The 25135-nt window shown below is 58.3% G+C and carries 26 protein-coding genes and 1 pseudogene; 9 read left to right on the forward strand and 18 right to left on the reverse strand.

Annotated elements, in window-relative coordinates; all coding sequences use genetic code 11:
* Window positions 1-11: 11 nt before the first annotated feature.
* The 5 genes from JNX03_RS19690 to JNX03_RS19710 form a co-directional block, all read right to left on the reverse strand.
* On the reverse strand, window positions 12-713 hold the full coding sequence (locus tag JNX03_RS19690) for an ABC transporter ATP-binding protein (RefSeq protein WP_203212358.1): 702 nt from the start codon (window positions 711-713) through the stop codon (window positions 12-14).
* Window positions 713-1474, reverse strand: coding sequence for an ABC transporter ATP-binding protein (locus JNX03_RS19695; protein ID WP_203212359.1), 762 nt, complete (start codon window positions 1472-1474; stop codon window positions 713-715). Before JNX03_RS19695 ends, JNX03_RS19690 begins: the two co-directional genes overlap by 1 nt.
* On the reverse strand, window positions 1471-2769 hold the full coding sequence (locus JNX03_RS19700) for a branched-chain amino acid ABC transporter permease (RefSeq protein ID WP_203212360.1): 1299 nt from the start codon (window positions 2767-2769) through the stop codon (window positions 1471-1473). The genes JNX03_RS19695 and JNX03_RS19700 overlap by 4 nt, the downstream gene beginning before the upstream one ends.
* Window positions 2766-3722: a branched-chain amino acid ABC transporter permease gene (locus JNX03_RS19705; protein WP_203212361.1), complete on the reverse strand. Its 957-nt coding sequence runs from the start codon at window positions 3720-3722 to the stop codon at window positions 2766-2768. Before JNX03_RS19705 ends, JNX03_RS19700 begins: the two co-directional genes overlap by 4 nt.
* 92 nt (window positions 3723-3814) lie before the next feature.
* On the reverse strand, window positions 3815-5059 hold the full coding sequence (locus JNX03_RS19710) for a branched-chain amino acid ABC transporter substrate-binding protein (RefSeq protein WP_203212362.1): 1245 nt from the start codon (window positions 5057-5059) through the stop codon (window positions 3815-3817).
* A gap of 186 nt (window positions 5060-5245) precedes the next feature.
* On the opposite strand from JNX03_RS19710, the gene JNX03_RS19715 reads away from it, so the two are divergent.
* Entirely contained in the window at window positions 5246-5437 is a 192-nt protein-coding gene (locus JNX03_RS19715) for a hypothetical protein (protein ID WP_203212363.1), read from the forward strand.
* Between the two features lie 62 nt (window positions 5438-5499).
* Here JNX03_RS19715 and JNX03_RS19720 read toward each other — a convergent pair whose 3' ends face one another.
* The 8 genes from JNX03_RS19720 to JNX03_RS19755 form a co-directional block, all read right to left on the reverse strand.
* Window positions 5500-6282, reverse strand: a complete 783-nt coding sequence (locus tag JNX03_RS19720) for an IclR family transcriptional regulator (RefSeq protein ID WP_203212364.1) — start codon at window positions 6280-6282, stop codon at window positions 5500-5502.
* 13 nt (window positions 6283-6295) lie between these two features.
* Window positions 6296-7327, reverse strand: a complete 1032-nt coding sequence (locus JNX03_RS19725) for a phosphotransferase family protein (protein ID WP_203212365.1) — start codon at window positions 7325-7327, stop codon at window positions 6296-6298.
* A gap of 10 nt (window positions 7328-7337) precedes the next feature.
* Window positions 7338-7991 (reverse strand): histidine phosphatase family protein, encoded by a 654-nt coding sequence (locus tag JNX03_RS19730; protein ID WP_203212366.1) that lies wholly within the window; start codon window positions 7989-7991, stop codon window positions 7338-7340.
* On the reverse strand, window positions 7991-8983 hold the full coding sequence (locus JNX03_RS19735; protein ID WP_203212367.1) for an NAD(P)H-dependent flavin oxidoreductase: 993 nt from the start codon (window positions 8981-8983) through the stop codon (window positions 7991-7993). Before JNX03_RS19735 ends, JNX03_RS19730 begins: the two co-directional genes overlap by 1 nt.
* Before the next feature lie 106 nt (window positions 8984-9089).
* On the reverse strand, window positions 9090-10016 hold the full coding sequence (locus JNX03_RS19740; protein WP_203212368.1) for an SDR family NAD(P)-dependent oxidoreductase: 927 nt from the start codon (window positions 10014-10016) through the stop codon (window positions 9090-9092).
* The gene (locus JNX03_RS19745) at window positions 10016-10837 is read right to left on the reverse strand and encodes an SDR family NAD(P)-dependent oxidoreductase (RefSeq protein WP_203212369.1); all 822 of its coding nucleotides are present in this window, start codon (window positions 10835-10837) and stop codon (window positions 10016-10018) included. The genes JNX03_RS19740 and JNX03_RS19745 overlap by 1 nt, the downstream gene beginning before the upstream one ends.
* Window positions 10838-10839: 2 nt before the next feature.
* The gene (locus JNX03_RS19750; protein WP_203212370.1) at window positions 10840-11955 is read right to left on the reverse strand and encodes an acyl-CoA dehydrogenase family protein; all 1116 of its coding nucleotides are present in this window, start codon (window positions 11953-11955) and stop codon (window positions 10840-10842) included.
* A 4-nt stretch (window positions 11956-11959) separates the two neighbouring features.
* Window positions 11960-13138, reverse strand: coding sequence for an acyl-CoA dehydrogenase family protein (locus JNX03_RS19755; RefSeq protein WP_203212371.1), 1179 nt, complete (start codon window positions 13136-13138; stop codon window positions 11960-11962).
* 137 nt (window positions 13139-13275) lie between these two features.
* On the opposite strand from JNX03_RS19755, the gene JNX03_RS19760 reads away from it, so the two are divergent.
* On the forward strand, window positions 13276-14271 hold the full coding sequence (locus JNX03_RS19760) for an NADPH:quinone oxidoreductase family protein (protein WP_203212372.1): 996 nt from the start codon (window positions 13276-13278) through the stop codon (window positions 14269-14271).
* A gap of 48 nt (window positions 14272-14319) precedes the next feature.
* On the opposite strand, the gene JNX03_RS19765 is transcribed toward JNX03_RS19760, so the two are convergent.
* Entirely contained in the window at window positions 14320-14973 is a 654-nt protein-coding gene (locus JNX03_RS19765; RefSeq protein WP_203212373.1) for a histidine phosphatase family protein, read from the reverse strand.
* 46 nt (window positions 14974-15019) lie between these two features.
* Between JNX03_RS19765 and JNX03_RS19770 the strand changes: the two genes are divergently transcribed.
* Together JNX03_RS19770 and JNX03_RS19775 are read left to right on the forward strand one after the other, a co-directional pair.
* Window positions 15020-16024 carry an NADP-dependent oxidoreductase gene (locus JNX03_RS19770; RefSeq protein WP_203212374.1) on the forward strand — a complete coding sequence of 335 codons (1005 nt, stop codon included), beginning with the start codon at window positions 15020-15022 and terminating at the stop codon, window positions 16022-16024.
* An 11-nt stretch (window positions 16025-16035) separates the two neighbouring features.
* Window positions 16036-16506, forward strand: coding sequence for a MaoC family dehydratase (locus JNX03_RS19775; protein ID WP_203212375.1), 471 nt, complete (start codon window positions 16036-16038; stop codon window positions 16504-16506).
* Here the strand turns inward: JNX03_RS19775 and hemC are convergent, their stop codons facing one another.
* Entirely contained in the window at window positions 16507-17451 is a 945-nt protein-coding gene (gene hemC, locus JNX03_RS19780; RefSeq protein WP_203212376.1) for a hydroxymethylbilane synthase, read from the reverse strand.
* 97 nt (window positions 17452-17548) lie between these two features.
* On the opposite strand from hemC, the gene hemE reads away from it, so the two are divergent.
* Window positions 17549-18583, forward strand: coding sequence for a uroporphyrinogen decarboxylase (hemE, locus tag JNX03_RS19785; protein WP_203212377.1), 1035 nt, complete (start codon window positions 17549-17551; stop codon window positions 18581-18583).
* 15 nt (window positions 18584-18598) lie between these two features.
* On the opposite strand, the gene JNX03_RS19790 is transcribed toward hemE, so the two are convergent.
* The gene (locus tag JNX03_RS19790; RefSeq protein ID WP_203212378.1) at window positions 18599-18835 is read right to left on the reverse strand and encodes a hypothetical protein; all 237 of its coding nucleotides are present in this window, start codon (window positions 18833-18835) and stop codon (window positions 18599-18601) included.
* 295 nt (window positions 18836-19130) lie between these two features.
* Between JNX03_RS19790 and JNX03_RS19795 the strand changes: the two genes are divergently transcribed.
* Together JNX03_RS19795 and JNX03_RS19800 are read left to right on the forward strand one after the other, a co-directional pair.
* Window positions 19131-19901: an anti-sigma factor family protein gene (locus JNX03_RS19795; protein ID WP_203212379.1), complete on the forward strand. Its 771-nt coding sequence runs from the start codon at window positions 19131-19133 to the stop codon at window positions 19899-19901.
* A 65-nt stretch (window positions 19902-19966) separates the two neighbouring features.
* Window positions 19967-21025, forward strand: coding sequence for a hypothetical protein (locus tag JNX03_RS19800; RefSeq protein ID WP_203212380.1), 1059 nt, complete (start codon window positions 19967-19969; stop codon window positions 21023-21025).
* Here JNX03_RS19800 and JNX03_RS19805 read toward each other — a convergent pair.
* The gene (locus tag JNX03_RS19805) at window positions 20976-22580 is read right to left on the reverse strand and encodes a winged helix-turn-helix domain-containing tetratricopeptide repeat protein (RefSeq protein ID WP_203212381.1); all 1605 of its coding nucleotides are present in this window, start codon (window positions 22578-22580) and stop codon (window positions 20976-20978) included. The two genes, JNX03_RS19800 and JNX03_RS19805, sit on opposite strands and share 50 nt — an antisense overlap.
* Before the next feature lie 173 nt (window positions 22581-22753).
* Here JNX03_RS19805 and JNX03_RS19810 point away from each other — a divergent pair, with 173 nt between their 5' ends.
* Window positions 22754-23695: a homocysteine S-methyltransferase family protein gene (locus tag JNX03_RS19810; RefSeq protein WP_231024406.1), complete on the forward strand. Its 942-nt coding sequence runs from the start codon at window positions 22754-22756 to the stop codon at window positions 23693-23695.
* A 125-nt stretch (window positions 23696-23820) separates the two neighbouring features.
* Complete coding sequence (locus JNX03_RS19815; protein ID WP_203212382.1) at window positions 23821-24312, forward strand: RNA polymerase sigma factor; 492 nt, start codon at window positions 23821-23823, stop codon at window positions 24310-24312.
* 198 nt (window positions 24313-24510) lie between these two features.
* Here JNX03_RS19815 and JNX03_RS20750 read toward each other — a convergent pair.
* Window positions 24511-24891, reverse strand: a pseudogene (locus JNX03_RS20750) (IS6 family transposase); the annotation flags it as partial.
* Window positions 24892-25135 lie beyond the last annotated feature (244 nt).

The raw sequence follows: 25135 nt of genomic DNA on the forward strand, positions 1-25135 counted from the left end.
TCCGGGGTGGTTTAGACTTCCAACCATTCTTTGCGCACATCGTCACGTGCACGCAACTCTGCCGGTGTGCCTTCGAACACGACCTGCCCGTGACCCATGACATAGACGCGGTGCGCAATGTCCATGGCGATGGCCAGCTTCTGTTCCACCAGAAGGGTCGAAATTCCGCGATTGGCGATCTCTTGCAGCACCTCGGCCACCTTCATCGTCATCTGCGGCGACAGGCCCTCTGTCGGCTCGTCAATCATCACGAACTCAGGATCACCCATCAGCGTGCGGCACATGGTCAACATCTGCTGTTCACCGCCCGACAACACCGATGCCTCAACATCCGCGCGTTCGTTCAGGTTCGAGAACATGTCGAACATGTTTTGCATCGACCAGCGGCCCTCGCCATCCCTCTGCCCCGGCTTCAGGCCAAGAATCAGGTTTTGACGGGTCGTCAGACCGGGGAAAATATCGCGGTTCTCCGGCACATATCCGATGCCCATATTGGCAATTTCAAAGGCTTTCTTGCCCGCGATCTCCTGGCCCTTGAACTTGACAGAACCTTTGGGTTCAACCTCGCCCATCACCGCCTTGCAGGTGGTGGACCGGCCCACGCCATTGCGCCCCAAAAGTGCGACAATCTCGCCTTCCTGCACGTTCATGTTCACACCCTGAAGGATGTGCGACTTGCCATAATAGGCATGCATATCTGTGATTTCGATCATCAGTGTTCTGCCTCCAATGCGGCACCCAGATAGGCCTCTTGCACCTTGGGATCTGCGCGGACGTCTTCGGGTTTGCCCGTCGCAATGATTTCGCCGTAAACCAGCACGCTGATCCGATCAGCAAGGCCAAAAACCACGCCCATATCATGTTCCACCATGATCAGGGTTTTGCCTTCGGTGACCTTCATGATCAGGTCGGTGATATAATCGGTTTCCGAATGGCTCATCCCGGCGGTGGGTTCATCCAGCATGATCACATCCGCGCCACCCGCGATGGTGATCCCGATCTCCAGCGCTCGCTGTTCGGCATAAGACAGGGTGCCTGCCGGCAGGTTGCGCCGTTCCGACAGATTGATCTGCTCAAGGATCGCCTCGGCCCCCTCGGTCAGGGCGCGGCTGCGGTTCACCAGGTTCCAGAAGGAATACTTGTACCCCTGCGACCACAGCAAGGCGCAGCGCACGTTCTCGAACACCGTCATCTTTGGAAAGATATTGGTGATCTGGAAAGACCGCGACAGACCTTTGCGATTGATCTGATAGGGTTCCAGCCCCGCCAGATCCTCGCCGTGCAGTTTGACCGTGCCCGCCGATGGCGGAAACCGTGCCGTGATCAGGTTGAAAAGCGTCGATTTGCCCGCACCGTTTGGGCCGATGATCGCATGGCGTTCGGCCTTGCCAATCGACAGATCAATCCCGCGGATGATTTCAGCCTTGCCAAAGCTTTTCTTTAGCCCGGTCAGTTCAAGTGCTGCTGTGCTCATGACGCACCTCCTGCCGTATTGGCCTCGTCCCATGCTTCTTTCATTGCCGGTGCGGTGGCCCGCGCCACCCCAAGACCCACAGCTGCGACAACCCCCGCGATCAGCCAAGGCAAGATCGTATGGCTGTCAAAGGTGGTCCAGAACAGGGTCATCTCATTGTCACCCTTCGCCCCGTGCCGGAAATGGAAGGTCATTTCGATCAACGCACAAACCCCGAGGATGCCAATCGCGCCCGGCACCAATGTCTTGATATAAGGCACAATCAATCCGCTGGCCTTGCCCAGCCTCATGGCGGGCACATGCATCATCATCAGGCCGGCCAGACCGCCGGGGAAGAACATCACCGTCGCCAGGAACAGCCCGCCGACATAAATCGCCCAGAGATCCGTTTGCAGGCTCAGCACCGTTTGCAGCAGGGTAAAGGCGATTGCCCCGATGATCGGCCCAAAGAAGAACCCGACACCGCCCAGGAATGTCACCAGCAGGATCACACCCGAAGAGGCCGCGTTAAGGTTTTCCTCGGTCAGGATCTCATAGCTGATCGCAAAGAGCCCGCCTGCGATACCGCAGAAAAAACCCGACGCGCAGAAGCTGTAGAAACGCACCCAGCGTGCGGAATAACCAAGGAACTGCGCCCGCTCTGGGTTGTCGCGCACCGCGTTGGCCATCCGGCCCACTGGGGTGCGCGAGAACAGATACATCAGCGCCGCAGACAGCATGAGCCAGAAGGAGATCAGATAATAGACTTCGATCTGCTTGAGGAACTCGACCCCGAAAAACGGCAAACCATAGGTCCGGTCGCCCGAGATACCTTCTTCGCCGCCAAAGAAGGCCACGATGATCACGGAACAGGCCGCAATCAATTCGCCCACCCCAAGCGAGATCATCGCAAAACGCGTGCCCGCGCCGGAGGTCGAGAACGACCCGATGATCATCGCAAAACCCATGCCGAACAGACCGCCGAACAGCGGGAGCAGTGGCAGTGGGAAGGCAAGGCCAAAGTCCTCGATATAGTTCATAAGGTGCATGCAGAAGAACCCGCCAAGGCCCATGTAAACCGCATGGCCAAAGGACAGCATGCCCCCCTGCCCCAGCAGCATGTTATAGGCCAGGGCAAAAACCACCGTGATCCACATCTGGTTCATGATCGTCAGCGCCGAATTGGACGTGAAGATATAGGGCATCACCAACAATGCGATGGCCGCCACAATCCATGGACCAAGGGTCAGTGTCATCGAACCGGCCCGCATCCGCTGGGCTGGTTTGCTTGGATCTGTCGTCAGCTGATCGCTCATGATTCACGCTTTCCGAATAGGCCCGCAGGGCGGAAAATCAGGATCAGCACCATCAGGATGTAGGGCAGGATATCTGCAATCTGTGGGCTGGTGACGGTCCAAAGGTCGCGGAACATGTTGTCACTCAGGTTTTCGGGTGTGGCGATGCCGATCCCGTTCAGGATATCCGACATCGCGATGTTGTAGGATTTGGCAAAGGTGGTGATCCAGCCGATCAACAGCGAGGCCACAAGCGCGCCCCAAAGCGATCCGAGACCGCCAATCACGATCGTCACAAACACGATAGAGCCAAGCACAAAGGCCATGCCCGGAAAGGTGCCGAGAACCGGCCCGGCAATCACACCGGCCACACCGGCCAATGCCGTGCCAACGCCAAAGACACCCATAAAGATCAGCGGCACATTGTGACCCAGCGCCTCGACCGTACGCGGATAGCTCAGCGCGGCCTGAATGATCATGCCAACCCGTGTCTTTGTCAGAACATAGAGCAGCCCCATGAAGATCCCGACCGAGATGAAGATCATAAAGATTTTGTAGGCCGGGATCGAATTGCCCGCGATGGAGAAGGCGGTGAAATTCAGGATCTCGGGGATGTCATAGGGCATCTGGTTCTTGCCCCAGACAAATTGCACCAGCTCTTCGATCAGCAACGCCAGACCAAAGGTGAAAATCAGTTCGGGCACATGCCCGTATTGGTGGACCCGTCTGAGGCCGTATCTTTCGACACCTGCCCCCATCACACCGACGATAAGCGGTGCAATCAACAGGCCAACCCAAAACCCGAGGGCGAGGCTGATCTGATAGGCGAAATAGGCGCCCAGCATGTAAAAGCTGGCGTGTGCAAAGTTAAGCACGCCCATCATAGAGAAAATAAGCGTCAGGCCGGCGGAAAGCATGAACAACAGCAATCCGGTCACAAGCCCGTCGATCACATTGACGAGGATGAGTTCCATCAGGTCCCCCGAGGGATAGGATATTTATTAGCAATGAATTCCGCACCGCTGTCCTGCAGCGGTGCGGAAAAGAGAAAAAGAACGCTCAGGTCTTAAGGGCGTTTCATCTCGCAGGTCGTTGGGCTGTCCATCGACGCCATGGTCACTGTGGATTCAGTGAAGACACCATATCCAGAGTTGTCATAGTCAAAGTCGATGTTCTCGTTTGTGTGGACGCCAACATGCATATCCTGGATCGCCTGGTGATCCTGTGGACGCATGAAGATCTTGCCGCCCCACATGGAATCGTACTCCATGCCTTCCAGCTGCTTGGCCACGGCAACAACGTCGTCCGCTGTGCCAGCCTCTTCAATGGCCTGCGCCAACATGCCGATCACGTTGAAGATCCGGCTTTGATCGATGTTGCCATCTGGGTACTTGGCTTCAAACGCCTCGTAGGTCGCGCGGGCCTCTTCGGTGGCAATCGGGTTGATGCCGCCCTGCGAGATCAGGCGAATACGGTCCTTGGCGCTGTCACCAAAGGCCGCTGTCATACCGGAACCGGCTGCATAATAGGTAAAGATCGGGCCGTCATAGCCGTTCTCGATCACCGATTTGCCAAGGCCCAGCATGTCTGCGCCCCAGTTGCCTGTGATGATCGCATCCGCACCGGAGGCGACGATCTTGCGGGCATAGGGGGTGAAGTCTTTCACCTTGCCGATGGGGTGCAATTCGTTGCCGACGATTTCAACATCAGGACGTTTCTCGGCCAGGTTCGCAACAGCAGCGGCTGCAACGGCCTTACCAAAGGAATAGTCCTGACCGATGATATAGACCTTCTTCATGCTCTCATCAGCGGCCATCACATCTGTCAGCGCGTCCATCTTGATGTCGGCGTTGGCGTCGAAACGGAAGTGCCAGAAGTTGCACTTGTCATTGGTCAGCGCCGGATCAACCGCCGCGTAGTTCAGGAACAGAACCCGGCTGTCTGGGTTACGCTTGTTGTGCTTGTCGATCGCTTCGGTCAGCGCGTTCGCCACGCCCGAGCTGTTGCCCTGCGCGATGTAACGGATGCCCTGGTCGATCGCGACCTGAAGCTGGATCAGCGATTCTTTTGGGCTGATCTTGTTATCGAAAGGTACAATCTCGAAATTCTGGCCGCCCAGAACACCGCCCTTTTCGTTGACCATGTGGTCAGCCGCAAATTGGTACTGGTGCAGGCCGTTGGTGCCAGTGCTGGCAAACGGGCCGCTCAGCGGGTCAATAAATGCAATCTTGATGTTGTCAGCAAAGGCCGCTGTGGCCCCGACGATCAACGAAAGTGCGGACACCGCACCCAACTTGGTAATATTTTTCATTTTCATCCTCCCTATGACGACTTTGGCAATATTTTTCATGAGCCCTGAGCCGCTTGGAAAGACTTGCATACCCCCATCCAAAGTCAAGGCTGTTGGCAGGGCGGGCCGGTCCGGATTGGGCAGGGATTTCAAGTCACTGACACCCCTCGCAGGTGATCAACCCGCACCACTGGGCCCCGCAGAAGCATGAAAGCTAATCCTTTGAAAAAAATTATTTTTTCACTGTTTCGCAAAGGGTTTCAGGGCGCGAAACGGCTGTTTGGGGGCGGCAATCGGGTGGAACAAACCCAGAAAAACCGCGCAAAAATGCGCCGTTTGATCACTTTTATTTCGCCTTGGCCGCACAAAGTGACGCTACGGAAAACGGAAGAGATTTAGAATTTGTTCCGCTAAGCGAAACTGTGATCCGTGACCGCTGTTTCGATTCTTGGCGCTCCGGCTCAGCGCCGGACGCTGATTGCCTCGGCCGCCTTGATCAGAAGCGGCGCATAGACGCTTTCCAACTGGCGCTTTTTCACCCGGAACGACGGTCCGCCGACGTTCAGCCCGTATGTCCGCGCACCGGTCAGTGAGAACACCGGCACCGCGATGCCGTTTACGTCACTGCGCCAGCGCCCGTAACCGGTGCAAAACCCCTTGTCGCCAAATTCGGCTTTCGCCTCGGCGAAATGTGTCCGGCCCTCTGCCTCGACCTCCGGATCCTGGCGTCCGGCAATTTCGAAAACCGCCTCGCGTTGATCGTCCTCCATGCCCACAAGGATCGCCCGGCCAATCGCCGAATGAAACACCGGCAACCTTGACCCCACGCGGATCGAAAGGGAGACCCCTTCGGAAGAATTGGCCGTGGCCAGATAGACCACATCCAGCCCGTGCTGTTCGCCCAATGCCACGGTGATATAGGAGTTTGGCCCGCGGCGCAGCGCCTGCATCTCTTGCTTGGCGCGGTCGATGATGTCCATCGAGGCCAACACCCCAAAGCCAAGTTGCAGCACCCCCGCGCCCAGACGGTAGGTGCCGACGCGTTCATCGGCCACCAGATACCCCAGTTCGCACAGCGTATAGGTCAGCCGCGAAATCGTTGCCTTGGGCAGGCCGGTGCGGTCTGAAAAGTCACTGTTGGTCAGCGAGGGTTCATTATCACGATAACACCGCAGAATCTCCAATCCACGGGCCAGAGAGGTCACGAAATTCCTGTCTTTGCTCTCTGCCTGATCTGCGTCCATACCGTGCATCGCCCTACCCCCGCTTCAGCGCATCCAACCCGTGTTGCGCAAATACCGGCACATATTGTCCCAGCTTGATCGCTCTTTCAGGGTTCGACGCATTGCCGTCAATGGCGCGTTTGAGAACCCCCTGGATGATCCCCGCCATGCGGAAGAAACAAAACCCCAGATAATAGCCGAAATGATCAATCCCGTTCAGGCCGCGGCGCTGGCAATAGGCGGCGATAAACTCCTGATCGCTGGGCAGACCAAGCGCGGCGCGATCCAGCCCGCCCATCCCGCGCCCTTCGGTGCCTGTTGGCATCTGCCATTGCATGATCACCCCGGCCAGATCCGCAAAAGGATGGCCAATCGTGGACAGTTCCCAATCCAGCACCGCACGGCACTGGGTGCCAGTGGCATCAAACATCATGTTGTCGATGCGGTAATCGCCATGCACCAATGTGCGCTGCCCGTCATCTTCTGGCCGCTCCGCCACCAGCGCATCCATCAATTGATCCATCGCCGGCACCGTTTCGGTTTCCGAGGCGCGGTACTGCTTGGACCAGCGGCCCACCTGCCGCTCGAAATAATTGCCCTCAGGGCCATAATCGGCCAGCCCGACCGCATCAATATCCACCTGATGCAAGGCCGCCAGCACGCGGTTCATCTCGTCAATGATGGCGCCGCGATCGGCATTGCTAAAGTCCGGCATTGCCGGGTCGGTGATGTTGCGGCCCGCGACCTGCTCCATGATGTAAAACGCCGATCCGATCACATCGTCGTCCTCGCACAGCAGATACATCTTGGCGACTGGCACATCCGTGCCCGCCAGCGCCTTTTGCACCCGGTATTCACGGTCCACCGCATGGGCCGATTTCAACAAGACCCCCGGCGGCTTGCGGCGCAGCACGTAATTGTCCTTGGGAGTGGTCAAAAGGAACGTCGGGTTCGATTGCCCGCCCTGAAACTTCGTCACCCCTGTCAGCCCTTCAAATCCGGGCAGATGCTGTTCCAGATAGGCGCTGACCGCCGCTTGATCGAGTGTTTGTGTGTCCACGCTCATCCCCGTTTCTCTAACTATAGCTCAGCAGTTTTGCGCCCGCCGCAGAGGCAAAATGCGGCGTTGCGTTAAATTCATGCAAGGAAAACATCGGCCCTGAAAACATAAATCGCGTCATGGCGGTGTTCTTGATTTGCAAGTTCAGTTGCATCATCTGCCGCGCAGGCGCGCCAAGGGCCGTGGCTGTCATCTGGCCGATCACCCCGCCGGAACTGACCACCAACACCCGTTTGGCCTTTGTCTTGGTCACAAATTCCCGCGCCGCCTCAACACGCGCGGCAAATTCGGCATAGGTCTCGCTGGCCCCGTCAAAGGTGGCGTCCTGCCATTCAAAAACTGTCTCGCGCAGGGTGCGGAAATGGGTTTTGCGATCACCTTTCACAACATCCGGCACCTGCCCCTTGAACCGCGCGTTCAGCAGATCAGCAAAGTCATATTCGTTCAGCCCGGCATGTTCTTCCGCCGCGCCGCCGTCAAAGCCCATTGAGGTCAAGGTATCCCTCTGCCGCTTTAGCGTGCCGGTGACCAACCGGTCCGGCACCCATCCGCCATCGCGCAGCGTCTCGCCCACTGCCGCCGATTGCTGGTGGCCCAGATCCGACAGCACATCATAGTTGTCCTGCCCAAAGGAGGCCTGTCCGTGGCGGATGACCAGCAGCTCGGCCACTAGGTGAACTCCGCCGCCAGCTTCTGACCCGCCGCCAGATATTCCACTTCCATCCGGTCGACGATATCCCCCGCAGGCCCGACCGATTTGATCGCGCCGATGCCCTGGCCAGAGCCCCAGATGGTTTTCCACGCCTTTGGTTTTTCGCGATCCTGGCCAAAGTTCATCGAAGAGGCATCCGCCGTCGGCAGGTTGTTCGGATCCATGCCCGCCGCCTCAACCGACCCTTTCAGGTAATTGCCCCAAACCCCGGTAAAGAGCGAGGAATAAACGATATCTTCTGCACCAGAGCCGACAATCATATCTTTGTAACCCTGATCGGCATTGGCCTCATCCGTGGCGATAAACGGCGATCCGGTATAGCCAAGATCCGCACCCAGTGCCCGCGCCGCCAGCAGGGCCTCGCCCGTGGCAATGGCACCCGACAGGGCAATCGGCCCGTCAAACCATTCGCGGATTTCCCGCACCAGCGCAAAGGGCGATTGCGCCCCTGCATGCCCGCCCGCGCCCGCCGCCACGGCCACCAAACCATCTGCACCCTTTTCAATCGCCTTGCGGGCAAAGGTGTTGTTGATCACGTCATGCAATACGATCCCGCCGCAGGAATGCGCCGCCTCGTTGACCTCCACCCGCGCGCCCAGAGAGGTGATCCAGATCGGCACTTTATGTTTGGCACAAATCTCCAGATCCCGCTCCAGCCGTCCGTTGGACCGATGCACAATCTGGTTCACCGCATAGGGCGCAGCGGGGCGGTCCGGGTTGGCCTGGTTGTGACGATCCAGTTCCTCGCGGATCCGGGTCAGCCATGTATCAAGCAGCGGATGCTCCCCCTCGCCTTCCCGCGCATTCAGGGCCGGAAAGGATCCGACGATACCGGCCTTGCACTGGGCGATCACCAGTTCGGGCACCGAAATGATAAACAGCGGTGAGGCAATCAGCGGAATGCGCAGCCCTTGCAGAGCCTTGGGCAGATTGGAATCGTCACGCGGCATGGGGGATCCTCCGGCATCGTTCATGTTCACAGTCAAGGGGCGGGAAAATCCGCCCCGCTTGTTGGCAAATCGCATCACAAAGGCGACTGGCAGGGATCGCCAGGCATCACCACTCCAGTTTCAGCCCACGCGCACTGGCAGCGTTCAGAGCATATTTTCGCGTCTGGCTAAAGGCATCGGTCATTTCCACATGGCCCGCCGGATCGGTGATCCGGTCAAACTGCGCCGCGACCGCCTCGGGTGTGTTGTCCTCGTCCATCAGGGTGATGCCCGTACTTTCGTAGACCTGCGTCTGTGAGAAACTGCCGGCCCCCGCGCCAAGGATCACCCGGCTTGGTCCGTCCTCGCTGACCAGATAGAGCAGCCCCGGCGTGATGGTCTCGGGCGCCAGCAGCGCCTGCGCCTCGGCCGGCAGCAGATCTTCGGTCATCCGCGTCGCCGCGGTCGGGGCCAGCGTGTTCACCCGAATATTGTCCCGCGCCCCTTCCAGATGCAGCACATTCATCAGCCCCATCATCGCCGCCTTGGCCGCCCCATAGTTGGACTGCCCAAAGTTGCCATAAAGCCCGGAGGCAGAGGAGGTCAGCACAATACGCCCGTATTTCTGCTCCCGCATGATCGGCCAACAGGCATGGGTTACATTTGCCGATCCGATCAGATGCACATCCACCACCTTGCGGAAATCGGCCATCTCCATCTTGGCAAACGTCTTGTCGCGCAGAATGCCTGCGTTGTTCACCACGATGTCGATGCGGCCCCAAGCGTCCATCGCTTGGGCGACCATATCCTTGACGCCAGCCTCGTCCGACACATCCGTGCCATGGGCCATCGCGGTGCCGCCCATGGCGCGGATCTCGTCCACCACGGTTTCTGCCGCTTCGGAAGAGGCACCGGACCCGTCCCGCGCCACGCCCAGATCGTTGACCACAACCTTGGCGCCCCGTTCCGCCAGACCCAGCGCATGGGACCGGCCCAGACCGGTGCCCGCGCCGGTGACAATCGCAACCCGTCCGTCAAACCTGATCTCGGCCATCAGTGCAGCGCCTGTTCAAAGATGTTCGGCCCGCTCATCACGTTGATGCCGCCGCTGACTGGAATAATTGCGCCGGTGATGTAACTGCCCCCCTGCCCGCAGAGGAACAACATGCAGCCTGCGATATCCTCATCGCGGCCCACACGTTTCAACGGCACATCGTCGCCCACCTTGCTGCGTGTGGTCTCATCTGCCGTGGCAAAGGCCGTCATACGGCTGACAAACGGCCCCGGTGCCAGCGCATTAACGGTCACATGATGCCCGGCCAGTTCCTTGCCCAGAATGCGCGTCATGTGATGCACCGCCGCCTTGGACATGGAATAGGAATAGGCGCCATCGCCCATCTCCCGCTCGCCCATGACAGAGCCGACATTGACCACCCGCGCCGGATCATCCGCCGACGACGAGGCAATCAGCATCGGCAACAGCTTCTGCGTCAGATCGAACATGCCCGCCACGTTGACGTTCATCACCTTTTCCCAGGCATGATGCGGAAACTGGCCCAGGGGCGCCCCCCAGGTGATCCCGGCATTGTTCATCAGGATATGCAGGCTGTCCGTGCGCGATGCCACTTCGGCCACCAGTGCATCAATACCCGCCTCGCTGCCGACATCGCCAACAAAACCGATCGCCTTGCCAGAGGCGCCAAGCGCGTTCAGCTCTTCGGCCACCGCGGCACAGGCACCTTCCTTGCGGCTGGCCAGTAAAACCGTCGCCCCCGCGCGGATCAACCCTTCGGCGGCCATGCGCCCGATGCCGGTCGCGCCCCCTGTCACAAGGGCGGTTTTGCCCTCAAGACCAAACAGACTGTTGATATCCATCCTCAGAATCCTCTCAATGCTGCGACCTGTTCGGCGTGATAGCTGTAATCTCCCAGCCACTCCGCGCCGACCCGCGCCCGTTTCATGTAAAACCCCATGTCAAAGGCATCGGTCATCCCGATCCCACCATGCATCTGCACACCCTCCTGCACGGCAAGCTGCGCCGTGGCGGTCGCCCGCGCCTTGGCCAGTGACACCGCCAACGCGGCGTTTTCGGGATCATGGTCCAGCATCCGCCCCGCATGCAGGATCGCCGAAGACGTCACCTCGATCTCGCACCACAGATGCGCGGCGCGGTGTTGCAACGCCTGAAAGCGGCCGATCTCGATACCAAACTGCTTGCGCTCTTTGAGATAGCCAACGGTCATGCCAAAGGCCCCCGCCGTCAGCCCCGACATTTCCGCCGCCAGCGCCGCCTGTCCCGCCTGAAGCGCCGGGCGAAGCACATCCATGGCCTGATCCACTGTGCCCAGCAGATCCTCGCCCGTTGCTTCGACATCCTCAAAAGTGATCCGCGCCGCATCGCGGTCGTCAATCATATTGCTGGCATCGCGGGTCACGCCGGCCCGGTCTGCGGGAATATCAAACAGGCTCAGCCCGTTGTCTGTCCGCGCCAGAACCAACAGCCGGTCGGCCAATCCGCCATCGACCACGAACTGTTTCTTGCCAGACAGGCGAAAGCCGTTGCCGTCCGCCTTGGCCGTCATTTGCACCGCGTTAGGATCGAATTTGGACCCTTCGTCAACGGCCAGGGCATAGGTCACATCGCCGGTCGCAATCTTGGCCAATGCCGCCTCGGCCCGTGCATCGCTGACCTGCCGCAGCGCGGTTGCGGCAATCACCGCCGTGGACAAAAACGGGCTGACCACCAGGGTTTTGCCCATCTCATGCGCCAGCACATTCGCCGCCGCCGACCCCATGTCAGATCCGCCCGCGCTTTCCGGCACCAGCACCCCGGCCCAGCCCATTTCGGCCATCTTCTTCCACAGCTCCGGATCATGGGTCTTGCCCGCATCGCGCAGATCCCGCAGCGCCTTCACCGGCGCTTCGCTGTCCAGAAACCCACGGGCGCTATCGGCCAACATGGTCTCGTCTTCGGTCATCACTAGTTTTGCCATGTCTCTACCCCGGAAGCCCCAATACACGCCGCGACACAATCGACAGCATTACCTCGCTGGTGCCGCCCTCAATTGAATTGGCCTTGGTCCGCAGCCAGTCACCGGCGCGATTGCCCAATGGTCCGTCCCACTCCAGCGCATCACTGCCGCCCGCGTTCATCAACAACTCGTGCCGCTGTTTGTTCAACTCGGTGCCCATGTATTTCAACATCGCAGAGGCATCACCGGCCCCCTGCCCCGCTTCGGATTGATCCTTGTACCGCTCCAGCGTCAGCCCGATGGCAAGCGCATCAATCTCGCAGCGCATCGCGTCTGCGCGCAAAGTCGCGTCCGTCAGACCTTCTTCGCCCGCGCTTTCCGCCAGTATGGCACCCAGCGCCCGACCACCGCCCGACAGGCCAGCCCCGCCAGCCGAGATCATTTCCCGCTCATGGGTCAGCAAATATTTCGCCACATCCCAACCGCGGTTTTCCTCACCAACGATCTGGTGTTTGGGCACCTTCACATCCGAGAAAAACGTCTCGCAAAACGGCGAAATGCCCGAGATCATCTTGATCGGTCGCGTCTCGACACCCGGATCGTTCATGTCGATCAACAGAAACGAAATGCCCTTGTGTTTGGGCGCGTCCTTATCCGTCCGGATCAGCGCAAAAATCCAGTCGGCCTTGTCCGCATAGGAAGTCCAGATTTTCTGCCCGTTGACCAGCCAATGATCGCCCTGATCCTCGCCCTTGGTCTGGACCGATGCCAGATCGGACCCCGCGCCCGGCTCGGAATAGCCCTGGCACCAGCGGATCTCACCACGGGCAATCGGTGGCAAATAATGCAGCTTTTGTTCATGCGTGCCAAAATGCAGCAGCGCCGGCCCCAGCATCCAGATGCCAAAGCTCTGCAAAGGAGACCGCGCATTGATCCGCGCCATTTCCTCGTGGAACACTTTTTCTTCGTCGCGGTTCAGCCCCGCGCCACCATATTCCACGGGCCATGTTGGCACGGTGTAACCCTTGGCCGCCGCCCGCTCCAACCAGTCTTTTTGCGCAGGCGAGGAAAACGTCCATTGCGTCCCGCCCCAGCAAATCGCATCCTCGGACATGCCCCCGTCCCGCATTTCTTGGGGACAGTTCTCTTCAAGCCAGCCGCGCAGCTCCGCACGAAAGGCTTCAACGGTCTGGTTGCCGCTCATTTTGATTTCCTCCCTCAGGCACAGCGCAAGTCACGCTGCGTCAGTTCCGCATAGCAGAATTGCATTTCGAAATTTGATTGACAAGACGGAACGCTACGTCCCCTACTGACCGAAATTTCGGCAAAGGAGACGCCCCGATGAAAGCAATGCTAAGCAAAGAGGTCGGAGGACCAGAGACGCTGGTTTTGGAGGAATTGCCCACGCCAGAGCCGAAAAAGGGCCAGGTGCGTGTGCGCGTTCACGCCGCCGGATTGAACTTTCCCGATACGCTGATCATCCGCGATATGTACCAGATGAAACCGCCCCGCCCCTTTGCGCCGGGCGGTGAAATCGCCGGAGAGGTCGAGGCGCTTGGCGAGGGGGTCACAGAGGTTGCCGTGGGCGACCGCGTGCTGGCGCTCACCGGTTTTGGCGGCTTCGCCACACATGTTCTGGCCGATGCCAAACAGGTCATCAAAATCCCTGATGCCATGCCCTATGAGGAGGCCGCCTGCCTCATCCTGACTTATGGCACCTCCCATCACGCCCTCAAGGACCGCGCCGCGATCCAGCCCGGCGAATCCCTGTTGATCCTGGGGGCCGCGGGCGGTGTCGGCGCCGCTGCAATTGAACTGGGCAAGGCCGCAGGCGCACGGGTCATCGCCGCCGTATCCTCCGAGGAGAAAGCGCAGTTTTGCCGCGATCTCGGCGCGGATGAAACGTTGATTTACCCCCGCGAGCTGGACCGTGACGGGCAAAAGGAATTCTCCTCCCAGATCAAGAAACTGGCGGGCGGCGAGGGCGTAGATGTGGTCTATGACGCGGTGGGCGGCAATTATGCAGAACCGGCCGTGCGCGCGCTCGCGTGGAAGGGCCGCTATCTGGTCGTCGGCTTCCCCGCTGGCATTCCCAAGATCCCGCTGAACCTGACCCTGCTCAAAGGGTGCCAGATTGTCGGCGTGTTCTGGGGCGCTTCCACTTTGAGGGAGCCGCAAGGCCATGCCGAGAACATGTCGGACCTGTTCAGAATGTATGCGGATGGCCAGATCAAGCCGCGCATTTCGGCCCGCTTTCCACTGGAAAACGCCGACGAGGCGCTTGAGTTGATGCAGGATCGCAAGGTTCTGGGCAAAGTTGTCGTGACTGTCGCCTAGACCCTGAATGGCGGTGCAGTCTCACATATCATGCGCTGGGTTGCGCCCTCACAGGTGGGCGCAATCATTGAACCCGCGCACGATCATCTCCTCGCCATGCACCACTAGCCTTGAGATGGATCCATTGGCCGCGCCACTGAACGAAAAGGCCCGCGCACCCGTGGCCAGCGCCAGCGCCGCGCCAACAACCCCGCCATGCACAACCACCGCAACCAGCTCATCTGCATGGGCCGCCGCAATCCGCAAAAGCCCGCGCCGCACCCGCGTCTGGAATTCTGCCGTGGTCTCTGCGCCGGGCAGTTCGCCCCATTCATGCCGGTCCCGCGCCCGCAGAATGGCCGGATCGCCTTCTGCCGCACGAAACCGGAATTCGCCGCCGTCCCAATCGCCCAGAAACACCTCCCGCAAATCGGCCTCGACCCGTGGCCTCAGGCCCAGATGGGCCGCCAAGGGGGCCGCGGTCTGATGGGTCCGCTGCATCGTCGTCACATAAATCGCGTCAATAGGATGATCGCGCAGCCGTGCCGCCACCGCTTTGGCCTGCGCATGGCCTTCGGGCCGCAACGCCGGATCGCCTTGCCCGCCCACCATCGGAAAATTCTGACCGCGCACTGCCGCTTGTGTCTCGCCGTGCCGGATCAAAATCAGGTCCGCTGCGCCTTTGGGCGGCGTGAACCGGTGTTGTCGCATCTCGTTACTCATAAATCCCCCGCTGACCTCAGCGCAGCTTAACCGCAAGGACAAACCCATGACAAACCGACAAATCGTGATCGCCGAACTGCCCACAGATGCCCTTGGCCCGGAACATTTCACCATGACAGAAACCACCGTGCCCGAACCCGGCGCCGGCGAGGTGCAGTTGCGGGTGATCCTCATGTCTATCGACGCCGCCAACCGGTCCTGGATGAAGGGTGCGACCTACCGCGCCGCCGTACAAAAGGGCGATGCCATGCCCACCTACGCGATCTGCGAGGTGATGCAGTCCAACAGCCCGAAACTCGCCCCCGGTGACATCGTCGCGGCAGAGGCGACATGGTCCGACGTGATTACCATGCCTGCGCATAAAGTGATGAAAATGCCCAAGGTAGAGACACTTTCCCACCTGATGTCGGTCTATGGCATCGCTGGCAAAACCGCCTATCACGGGTTGATGTCCATCGGCCAACCTGTTGCGGGCGAAACCGTGCTGGTCTCTGCCGCCGCCGGGTCTGTCGGCGGCTATGTCGGCCAGATTGCCAAAGCGCTTGGCTGCCGCGTTGTCGGTATTGCGGGCGGGCCTGAAAAATGCGCTTGGGTCACTGACCATCTGGGCTTTGATGCCTGCCTTGATTATCGCGCTCCGGGGTTCTTCAAGGCGTTGCGCGGCGCCTGCCCTGATGGCGTGGATGTCTATTTCGACAATGTCGGCGGCAGCGTGCTTGAAATGGCGCTGAACGTGATGAACGAACGCGGGCGGGTGATCTGCTGTGGCGCGATCAGCCAGTATGACACCGAAAACCCCACCGGCCCGCGCAATCTGCCCGGTGTTGTGGTGGTCAAACGGCTCAAGATGGAGGGATTCATCGTGATGGACTTTGCCCACAACGATGCCAAATGTCTGCGCGCGATGCAGCATTGGGTCGGCACCGGCCAGATCAAGGTGCCCGAGGACATCGTTGATGGTCTTGAGAACGCGCCGCAGGCTTTGATTGGTTTGTTGGCCGGTGACAACAAGGGCAAGCGCATGGTGCGCGTGTCCGCCGATCCATCATAAGGGAAGCGAAAATGTCCGCATTAGAGACTGCTTTTTCAAATGCCGAAGCCCAACTCGGGACCGAAGTGGGCGTGTCAAACTGGATCACGGTAGACCAGCCGATGATTGACCAGTTTGCCAAAACCACCTTTGACACTCAATGGATTCACGTTGATCCCGAACGCGCGGCGGCAGAGACGCCTTTTGGCGGCACCATCGCCCATGGCTTCCTCACGCTCTCGCTCGCCAGCCGCTTTGCCTATGATTGTTTTCCCATGCTGTCCGGTCAGGTGATGGGCATCAATTACGGCATGAACAAGCTGCGGTTTCTGATGCCAGTGCGTGCCGGGGCGCGGTTGCGCGGGCGGTTCACGCTTCAGAAAGTCACCAAGCGCAGCGCGACAGACCTGTTGCGTGAAAACCTGCTGACCATTGAGATCGAGGGCGAAAAGACCCCTGCCCTTGTGGCAGAATGGCTGGGTCTGGCGATTTTCGAGGATTGATCAGCGCCAGTCGAAAAACTTTGGCCCCGCCTGGGCCAACATCTTTTCCGCCATTTCACGCCCCGCCTTTGCGCCGTCCTCGATAGGACAGCGCAGGGCGTCACTGATCGCCTCCGACCCGTCCGGGCGCAACACTTCACCGCGCAGGAACAACCCGCCGCCGTTCAGTTCCGCCAATCCGGCAATCGGGGTTTCGCATGACCCGTCCAGCGCCGCCAAAAAGGCCCGCTCTGCTGCCAAACGCTGGCCCGTTGGTCCGTCATGGATTGCCGCCAGCATATCGGCGACCCGTGTGTCATTTTGCCGCCGCTCGATCCCGATCGCGCCCTGCGCCACGGCGGGCAGCATCAGCTCGGTCTCAATTGCGGTCTTTGGCACATCGGTCATATTCAACCGGTTCAACCCCGCCATTGCAAGAAACGTCGCTTCTGCCACACCTTGATCCAGCTTCATCAGCCGGGTTTGCAGATTGCCGCGAAATTCCACCACCTCCAGATCAGGCCGCCGCAGCTTGAGCTGGGCCTTGCGCCGCAGGCTTGAGGTGCCAACCACCGTGCCCGCGGGCAGATCTTCCAGCGCCTTTGCCCGCGGCGAGATAAACGCATCGCGCACGTCTTCACGGGGCAAATATGTCTCTAACACAAGGCCATCAGGCTGATAGGTCGGCATATCCTTCATCGAATGCACCGCAATATCAATGCGCCCTGCCGCCAGATCTTCTTCGATCTCGCGGGTGAACAACCCTTTGCCGCCGATCTCTTTCAAGGGCCGGTCAATGATCTTGTCCCCGGTGGTTTTGATCACCACGATCGTGAAAGCCTCGAACGGCAGGTCAAACGCCTTGGCCAGCCGCTCGCGGGTTTCATGCGCCTGCGCAAGCGCCAGCGGCGATCCGCGTGTGCCAATGTTCAACGGGTTCTGCGGGGAAGGAAGATCATATGTCATGGCGCTTTCGTACCCCTGTACACTCAGGCTGACAACTGTTGTATGTGGCGACGCGAAAAAGCATGATGCAGCAGACGACAAAGCCGGAAAGATCCCCATGACACAGACCAAAACAATCCTGCGCGCATTGGCGGGCGAAACACTGCCCACGCCGCCGATCTGGATGATGCGCCAGGCAGGCCGTTATCTGCCGGAATACAAGGCGACGCGGGCACAGGCCGGTGATTTCCTGTCGCTTTGCTATAATCCCGAACTCGCGGCTGAAGTGACGTTGCAACCGATCCGCCGCTATGGCTTTGATGCGGCGATCCTCTTTGCCGATATCCTGTTGGTGCCTCAGGCACTGGGTGCCGATCTGTGGTTTGTCACCGGCGAAGGGCCGCGCCTGTCCACCATCACCACCGAGGCAGAGCTGAACGCGCTCAAACCGCTGGATGACATTCACGAGACCCTGAACCCCATCTATGAGACCGTGAAAATCCTCTCCCAAGAGCTTCCCAAAGAAACAACGCTGATTGGCTTTGCCGGTGCGCCCTGGACCGTTGCTACCTATATGATCGCCGGACGCGGCACCCCGGATCAGGGGCCAGCCCATGCGCTCAAGGCCGAAAACCGCGCCGTATTTGACGGCTTGCTGGACCGCATCACAGAGGCAACCATTCATTACCTTTCTGCCCAGATCGCGGCGGGCGCCGAGGTGGTCAAACTTTTCGACAGCTGGGCCGGATCGTTGCAAGGTGCTGATTTTGAAAATTATTCGCTCAAGCCGATGCAAAAAATCACCCGGGCACTCAAGGAAAAACACCCGCAAACGCCCATCATCGCCTTTCCGCGCGGTGCGGGCGAACGCTACACCGGCGCCCATGCCGCGATTGGCGCCGATTGTATCGCACTCGACGATGGGGTGAGCGCCGCTTGGGCCGCGGAAAATGTGCAAACCGCCGGATGTGTGCAGGGCAACCTTGCCTCTCGGCATATGGTGACGGGCGGCGATGATCTGATCCGCGAAACCCGCCAGATCGTCGATGCACTGTCAGGTGGGCCGCATATCTTCAACCTCGGTCATGGCATCACGCCGGACGCCGATCCCGCCAATGTGCAACTGATGATCGACACTGTGCGGGGCGGCTGACGCCCTGCATGGGGCTCAGGCGCCCATCTTGTCCCAAAATTCGACGATGGCCTCGAAATTGATCGCGGACATCCAGCCGTAGCGCACAAAATCGTCGCGCTGGTGGGTTTCTTTCAACTGCGACAGGAACAACCGCTTGTCCGCATCCTGCTGCGTTGGAGTCGGTGCCGCTGCCAGAGCCCGCACTTTTTCCAGCTTGGCCGCCCGCGCCGCATCCAACCAGGGGCTGGATGTCAATGGCGCGGCTGCCATGATGGCCGAAGATCAGTTCGCGGCATGGTATCGTGACATGGACAAGCACTCAGGTTGAAATAAGGGTAAGCCCCAGCGGATGGGGCTTACCTCAGTTTCAATGCCAGCGGGCGATATTGCCTGACCGTTGCTGACAACGCCTTAGAGGGCTTGCACGAAAACAAAAACTCAATCTTAACGAGAAAACTCTCTGAGTTAAGGAATATATCTCCCATTCAAGGCGTAGTCTAATCGACACCGGCATGTATGGACATCAACATCTGCCCTTTCGAGTGCACTTTGAAAAGACCAAGATATGACTGAATATATTGATAGACCGTCCGCATATATCGACGGTGAGCTAACCGAACCGGAGCTTCGAAGTCTCGAAGCGGAACTTGAGATCGACCCGGCGCTGCGCGCGGCGCTTGAAGAGCTGCAAATGGCAAATGACACAGCCGTACAGGCCTTCGAAGAGATGCTGAGCGAACCGGTTCCACCATCGCTTGTTGCGGCTATCCAATCTTATCAGCCACCGGCTGCGTCCAATCTAAACCGTGCGCCGACGACGGCTTGGTTGATCGGGATTGCGGCGTCCCTGCTGGTCGCGCTTTTTTTGGGGTATGGTATGGGCGTATCGACTTCGCAGTCACTCGTCGCGTCCAGTGGCGGATGGCTTGAAGATATAGCCGACTACCATGCTGTCTACGAAGGTCAAAAGCGCCATCTGGTAGAAGTTCCGGCGTCTGAATCCGATCACATCGAAACCTGGCTGGGCAAAACTGTTGGCGTTGCATTCAAAACGCCGGACCTCAGTGAAAAGGGTCTCACCTATCGGGGTGCGCGGCTTCTTGCGGCGGCCGGAAAACCGGTCGCGCAATTGATCTATACTGATGTCAGTGGTGGTGTCATTGCCCTGTGCATGATTGCCGCAAACAAACCGGATCAGCCGGATCTCGCGAACAGGTTGATCAACGGCTACCAGATGACAAGCTGGCACAGCAACAAGGCAGGATATGTCGTTGTCGCCCCTGTCGGTCAGAAAGACATCGAAGGCATTGCAAAAAGCGTTCAACGACAGGTTTGACCCTTGAACCATGGCTATGAGAATGCTGCTTGAGCCGGTGTCACCCACTCGTTACAGCATGAGCCATGCGACATTCAGGATTAATTATCGCCGCCGCGACTCTGGCATATGGCGGTGTGCTGATAAACACGATGCCCATCTGGCTGGTTCGGCTTGCGGCCAAGACAGAGGCAAGTGAGACTCTGCCGGGTGTTCTGGCCATGGTCGTGCTGATCGCGACTGCGGCTGGCTGTGCGATGAGGCAGCTGGGATTTCAAACTGGCAAGTGCAATGTGCTGGCTTCCTTGGCTCTGGTCACTTTGTCCATGTCTGCCGAATTGTTTGAATTTATCCCACAGCACATTCTGCTGTTTTCTGGTGGCGGTTTCGGTCTTGCACTTGGCTATTTACTGCACAAAACGCTGTCCATAATGTACCAAGCCGACGATACAGCGCGCCGCTTGGCCGAAGCGATTTCAGTCGGTGTGTTGATGTCTGCTGTGGTCTTGCTGGTGGATGCTGTCTTCGGGCGTGGTATTTTGCCGATCCTCGCTGGTCTGAGCATCCTTTCCGTATTGCTGAACCTGTTCCCGGACCAATCTCAAAAGTTAGAGCCGATCGATTTACGCGCTGATAGTCCGCCCTGGTGGCACCTCAGTTATCTTGCGTTCTTTTTGGGGATGGGCGCCTATTGGGCTTTTCTTGAGTCTTACGCCGAACATATCGGGTTAGGCAGTATCAGTGGTTGGCTCTTTGCTGGTCTCGTGACATCAGCGATGGGGTCTGCACTGGCGTCACGGCTGCGGCCTGCCACGCATCAGCGCATGCTGGTATTAAGCCTACTTGCCGCCGCGATAAGTGGTGGTGTCACCTATCTTGCCACGGTTCCGTCGGTGGTCGGTCTTTCAGTATGTGCCAACGGATTTTTCCTCTTTGTATTCTTCCCACTTTATCTAAGTGCAGGCCGCGCGGATGGCGTTGGGTCACGATTGGCTGTTTATCTTGCAGGATTTGCGCTCGGTGGTGGATTGGGCGCGCTGGCCGTCTCGTTTGGGGGCTTCACCGCCTTGGCCCTTACCGTAGCTTTGTCAGGGTTCATTGCCGTACCGGCTGCACTTCGTTCACAGGCGCCTCAGGTTGTCTGATCTCGATACCCGCCTGCCGCCAGGCTGCGATTGCCCGGTCCCTGAGTTCTGCATAGCAAGGCAGATCAAGTTCCTCATGGGCCTGTGTTTCAAAGTCCGGATACAGGTCGCGCATGATCGCCACCTCTGACCGCGCCTGATCCAAGTTTCCCAACTCAGCATGAAACCATGCAAGATGGGCGTGAAACCAGAAAAAACCGGGCGTTGGAAACCGGCTGATCTCCAGCAGTGCGCTTTCAACGTCACCAACCCGTGCCATGCGCCAGCAGTGGGCAAAATGATACCAGCCCGGGTGATTGGGACTAAGCGCGATAGCGCGGTCCAGCAGTGCAATTGCGCGCGCCTCTTCACCCAGAAAAGCAAAGCAATGTCCCAGCTCGGCCAGAACATCGGCGTGCCCGTCATTCAGACTTAGCGCTCTTTCGGCGGCATCATGGAAACCGGCCACGTCGCCCTGATAAAACCGGATTGTGGCAAGCGCGGTCTGTGCGAATGCGTCGGCTGGGTCTGCCTTGACTGCGTTGCGTGCGGCGGCATGTGCCTCGCCCAGTGCATCAACTCCTGGGCGCTGGTTGATGTGAAACCGGTGTTCTTCCAACAAAACAGTCGCATAGCACGCCCAGCCAAGCGACGCACCCGCATCCCGTTCAAGCGCCTTGGGGAAGGCATCGCGAAGGAAGGCGTGAAGTTCAGGTGTGTAGGTTCGGTAGAATTCATGGAACCGCGCGATCAGTTCACAGATCTCCCAAGTGCTTGCATCCCCGCGCCGTGTCTTGCGGTCGATGTGGTCAGCAACTGTACCATAACGGCTGGCAACGCGACCCACGATCAATCGAGCAATTTCATCCTGAATGTCGATCAAGTCCGCAAGGTCATCATTCCGGTCGAACTGATCAGTTAACAAGATCTCTCCGGTATCTGTTGCACTCACTTGGACTGTGACACGGATCCGCGGTGACGACTTGCGTATGCTTCCTTCCACGAAGTAGTCAACGCCGAATTCCCGCAGCAAAGCGTCGGGTTGTAAGCCGCGTTCAGCCATCTGGCTGGTGGTGCGACGCGAAAACACAAACAATTCGCGAAAATGCGACAGGTTGACAATAACCTGTTCGGTCAGCCCGTCTGCGACAAAGGCATCCGCCGCGTCTGATCCCAACATCTGAAAGGGAAAGACCGCGATCGTAGGGCGATTGTTGCGATGTGCATCAACCATTTTTGCTGGAGTTCTTGGCTGCTCTTCGCCAGCATCTGGTAAGATGTCAGCGACAAAGCGAAACCCATGACCATGGATGGTCTTGATCGTGTGCTGCTCCCGGCCTGTGTCCCCAACTGCAAGGCGGGTTTCCTTGATCGCGGTCGAAAGGCTGGCATCCGAAATGATCCGGTCGCCCCAGACTGCCCTGACCAGTTCGTCTTTGGGCATCACCCTGTGTCGGTTATCGACCAAGGCTTGCAACATGCGCATGGTCTGCGGCGTGAGAGCATGGGCTGAATTGTCCCGCTCAATCCGGGCAAGATCAGGGTCAAACGCGCAATTGTTAAATTTTAAAACCATAGATCCCGGGCATCCCATTGGCCGATGTGTCCTTGTATAAAGGCGTTCCCCCAAGAATTCTCAACAAAACTCAGGAAATTCTCAGAGTTTCTTCCAGATCTTCAGTCCCGAACTTTCTAAACCTCGGGACAGATGAGCTGCCCTCGTGGGGTAAGAGTTGAAAGGGATAAGACGTGAAATACAGAAATGCACTGCCACAACTGCATGGAAAAAAAATGATGGCCGATGGCGGGCTGGAAACGGTTCTGGTCTTTAAAGAAGGCATTGACCTGCCTCTTTTTGCAGCTTTTAAGGCGCTGGAAACAGAGGCGGGTGTCGCCGCCATCACACGTTATTTTGATCAGATGGCCCAAATCGCCGTAGAGACCGGCCGCGGCTTTATCATGGACACACCGACCTGGCGTGCGAGTTCAAAATGGGGCGCCGAACTTGGCCTTTCGACGACCGAGTTGAAAAAAATCCACCGCGAGGCCATCGACAGTTTCGTTAAGTTGCGGGAAAAATTCGAAACACCTCAAAGCCCTTTTGTTATCAATGGATTGGTTGGCCCTCATGGTGATGGTTATGCGCCAGAAACAGAACTTTCCGTTAAAGAAGCACAGAATTACTATGCCGAGCAGGTAGGTTGGTTCAACGAAATGGGTGCCGATATGGTAACGGGTATGACCATCACCTCCATTTCCGAAGGTATTGGTATTGTCAAAGCCGCGCAGGCGGTGAGCATCCCCTCTGTCGTGTCCTTCACAGTTGAAACCGACGGCAGTTTGCCATCTGGCGAAGGATTGGCCGAAGCCATCTATGCCGTCGACCGCGCCACAGATGGGGCCGCCGCATACTTTATGATCAACTGTGCCCACCCGGAACATTTTCTCGACGTGATTGGTGGGAATGGTGACTGGTTGGAGCGTATCTGGGGACTACGCGCCAATGCTTCCCGTCTGTCCCATGCCGAGTTGGATGAGGCCGAGGAATTGGACGATGGCGATCCGTTGGAATTGGGCCAACTGTATCGGCGCGTCTCGGATCTGTTGCCCAATCTGACTGTCGTTGGGGGCTGCTGCGGCACCGATCACCGCCACATCAAAGAAATCTGCGCTGCGTTGGACGCAGACTGACCCCATATCGCAAATCTGTCCGAGATGATCCGGAAAATATGTTCTGTGCGGCCGTGCGGGTCGCGCAGATCGCGCAAGGCCGTGCCAGCGCAATAAACGACATCTAGCCCAATGAGGCGAAATCCATGAGTGTCGAAACCCTGAAAGTCGAACTGGTGCGATTGTTGCCCAATCTTCGCAGATACGCCTTGTCCTTGACCAAGAACCCTTCTGATGCCGATGAATTGGTGCAGGATACCTGCTTTCGGGCCCTATCGCGCGTGGATCAATGGAAGCCCGATCAGCCGCTTTCTGGCTGGTTGTTCCGGATCCTGCACAACGCTTGGATTTCTGAAACGCGCAAGCGCAAGGTGCGTATCGGTCAAGGAAACGTTGACGCCGAGGGCACAACGGAGCTTTTGACCCGCACCACCGGCGAGAACCATGCAATGGCATCCAATCTGTACACGGAGATTGCGGCACTACCTCCACAGCTCTCCACCACTCTGCTTCTCGTGACGGTAGAAGGATATTCCTACAAGGAGGCTGCGGATGTTCTGAACGTTCCTGTGGGTACTGTGATGAGCCGGATCAGTCGTGCACGCGCGCATCTTATCAAGAAACTGGGTTCACTCTGAAACGTCATCATCCTTCTGGGGCATATGGCACGCGTATCGGTTCCTGGCCTCAGCAGTAATCGCCTGTTGCTCAAGAATGGATCCGATCTGAGCAACGAAACCTGCATGCACGACTGCAGAAGACATGGATTTGATCAAGACAGGTATTTTGCCGACGGAGTTTGGACTCCGCGGCCGATCTTGTTTCCCTGGTGCGGACCTTGCTTTCCATCTCGCGACTGTATTTCTCAGCCGGGTGTTGTCACCTTTTGGTCGGAGTATTTCGTCCAACACGACGCCATGCTGATCAACCGTGCGCCAAAGCCAATACTTGCGACCAGAGATCTTCACATCCACTTCATCGAGATGACAAACATCGCCAAGACGGTCCTGATTTAGTCGCAAGTTTCGAGCAATCACCGGTCCAAACTTGATCGCCCAACGCCGAACAGTCTCCAAAGAAACGTCAATCTCCCGGGCAATCAGCATCCCTTCAACTTCGCGAAGGCTTAAATTGAATCGAATAGAAAGCCAAACCGCGTGAGCAATGATCGGAGGAGGAAATCGGTGACGCTTGTAGCTGATGGAGGATAAATCCATCGATGTCGCCTATTCCCAAATCCCGACGGGAGCAGCCGACTGAGCGTTAACGGGACAAAACCTGTTTATGCCCTGCGGCAGGGCCTCGGTCTCAAAATCATTACCAAAGCCGGGCTGTAGCCTTCCTGTGGACCGGCGGGCGATGCCTGCCAAAGCCCGTGGCGTGCTTGACCGTTCTTGAAGACGAGACCCTTTCTGGCCAGCCGGACAGTTCACAGGTGAGCGGGTCTAAAGAGGTCGAGGA

Origin of the sequence: Sulfitobacter mediterraneus (genome assembly GCF_016801775.1) — a bacterium.
GTDB classification, from domain to species: domain Bacteria; phylum Pseudomonadota; class Alphaproteobacteria; order Rhodobacterales; family Rhodobacteraceae; genus Sulfitobacter; species Sulfitobacter mediterraneus_A.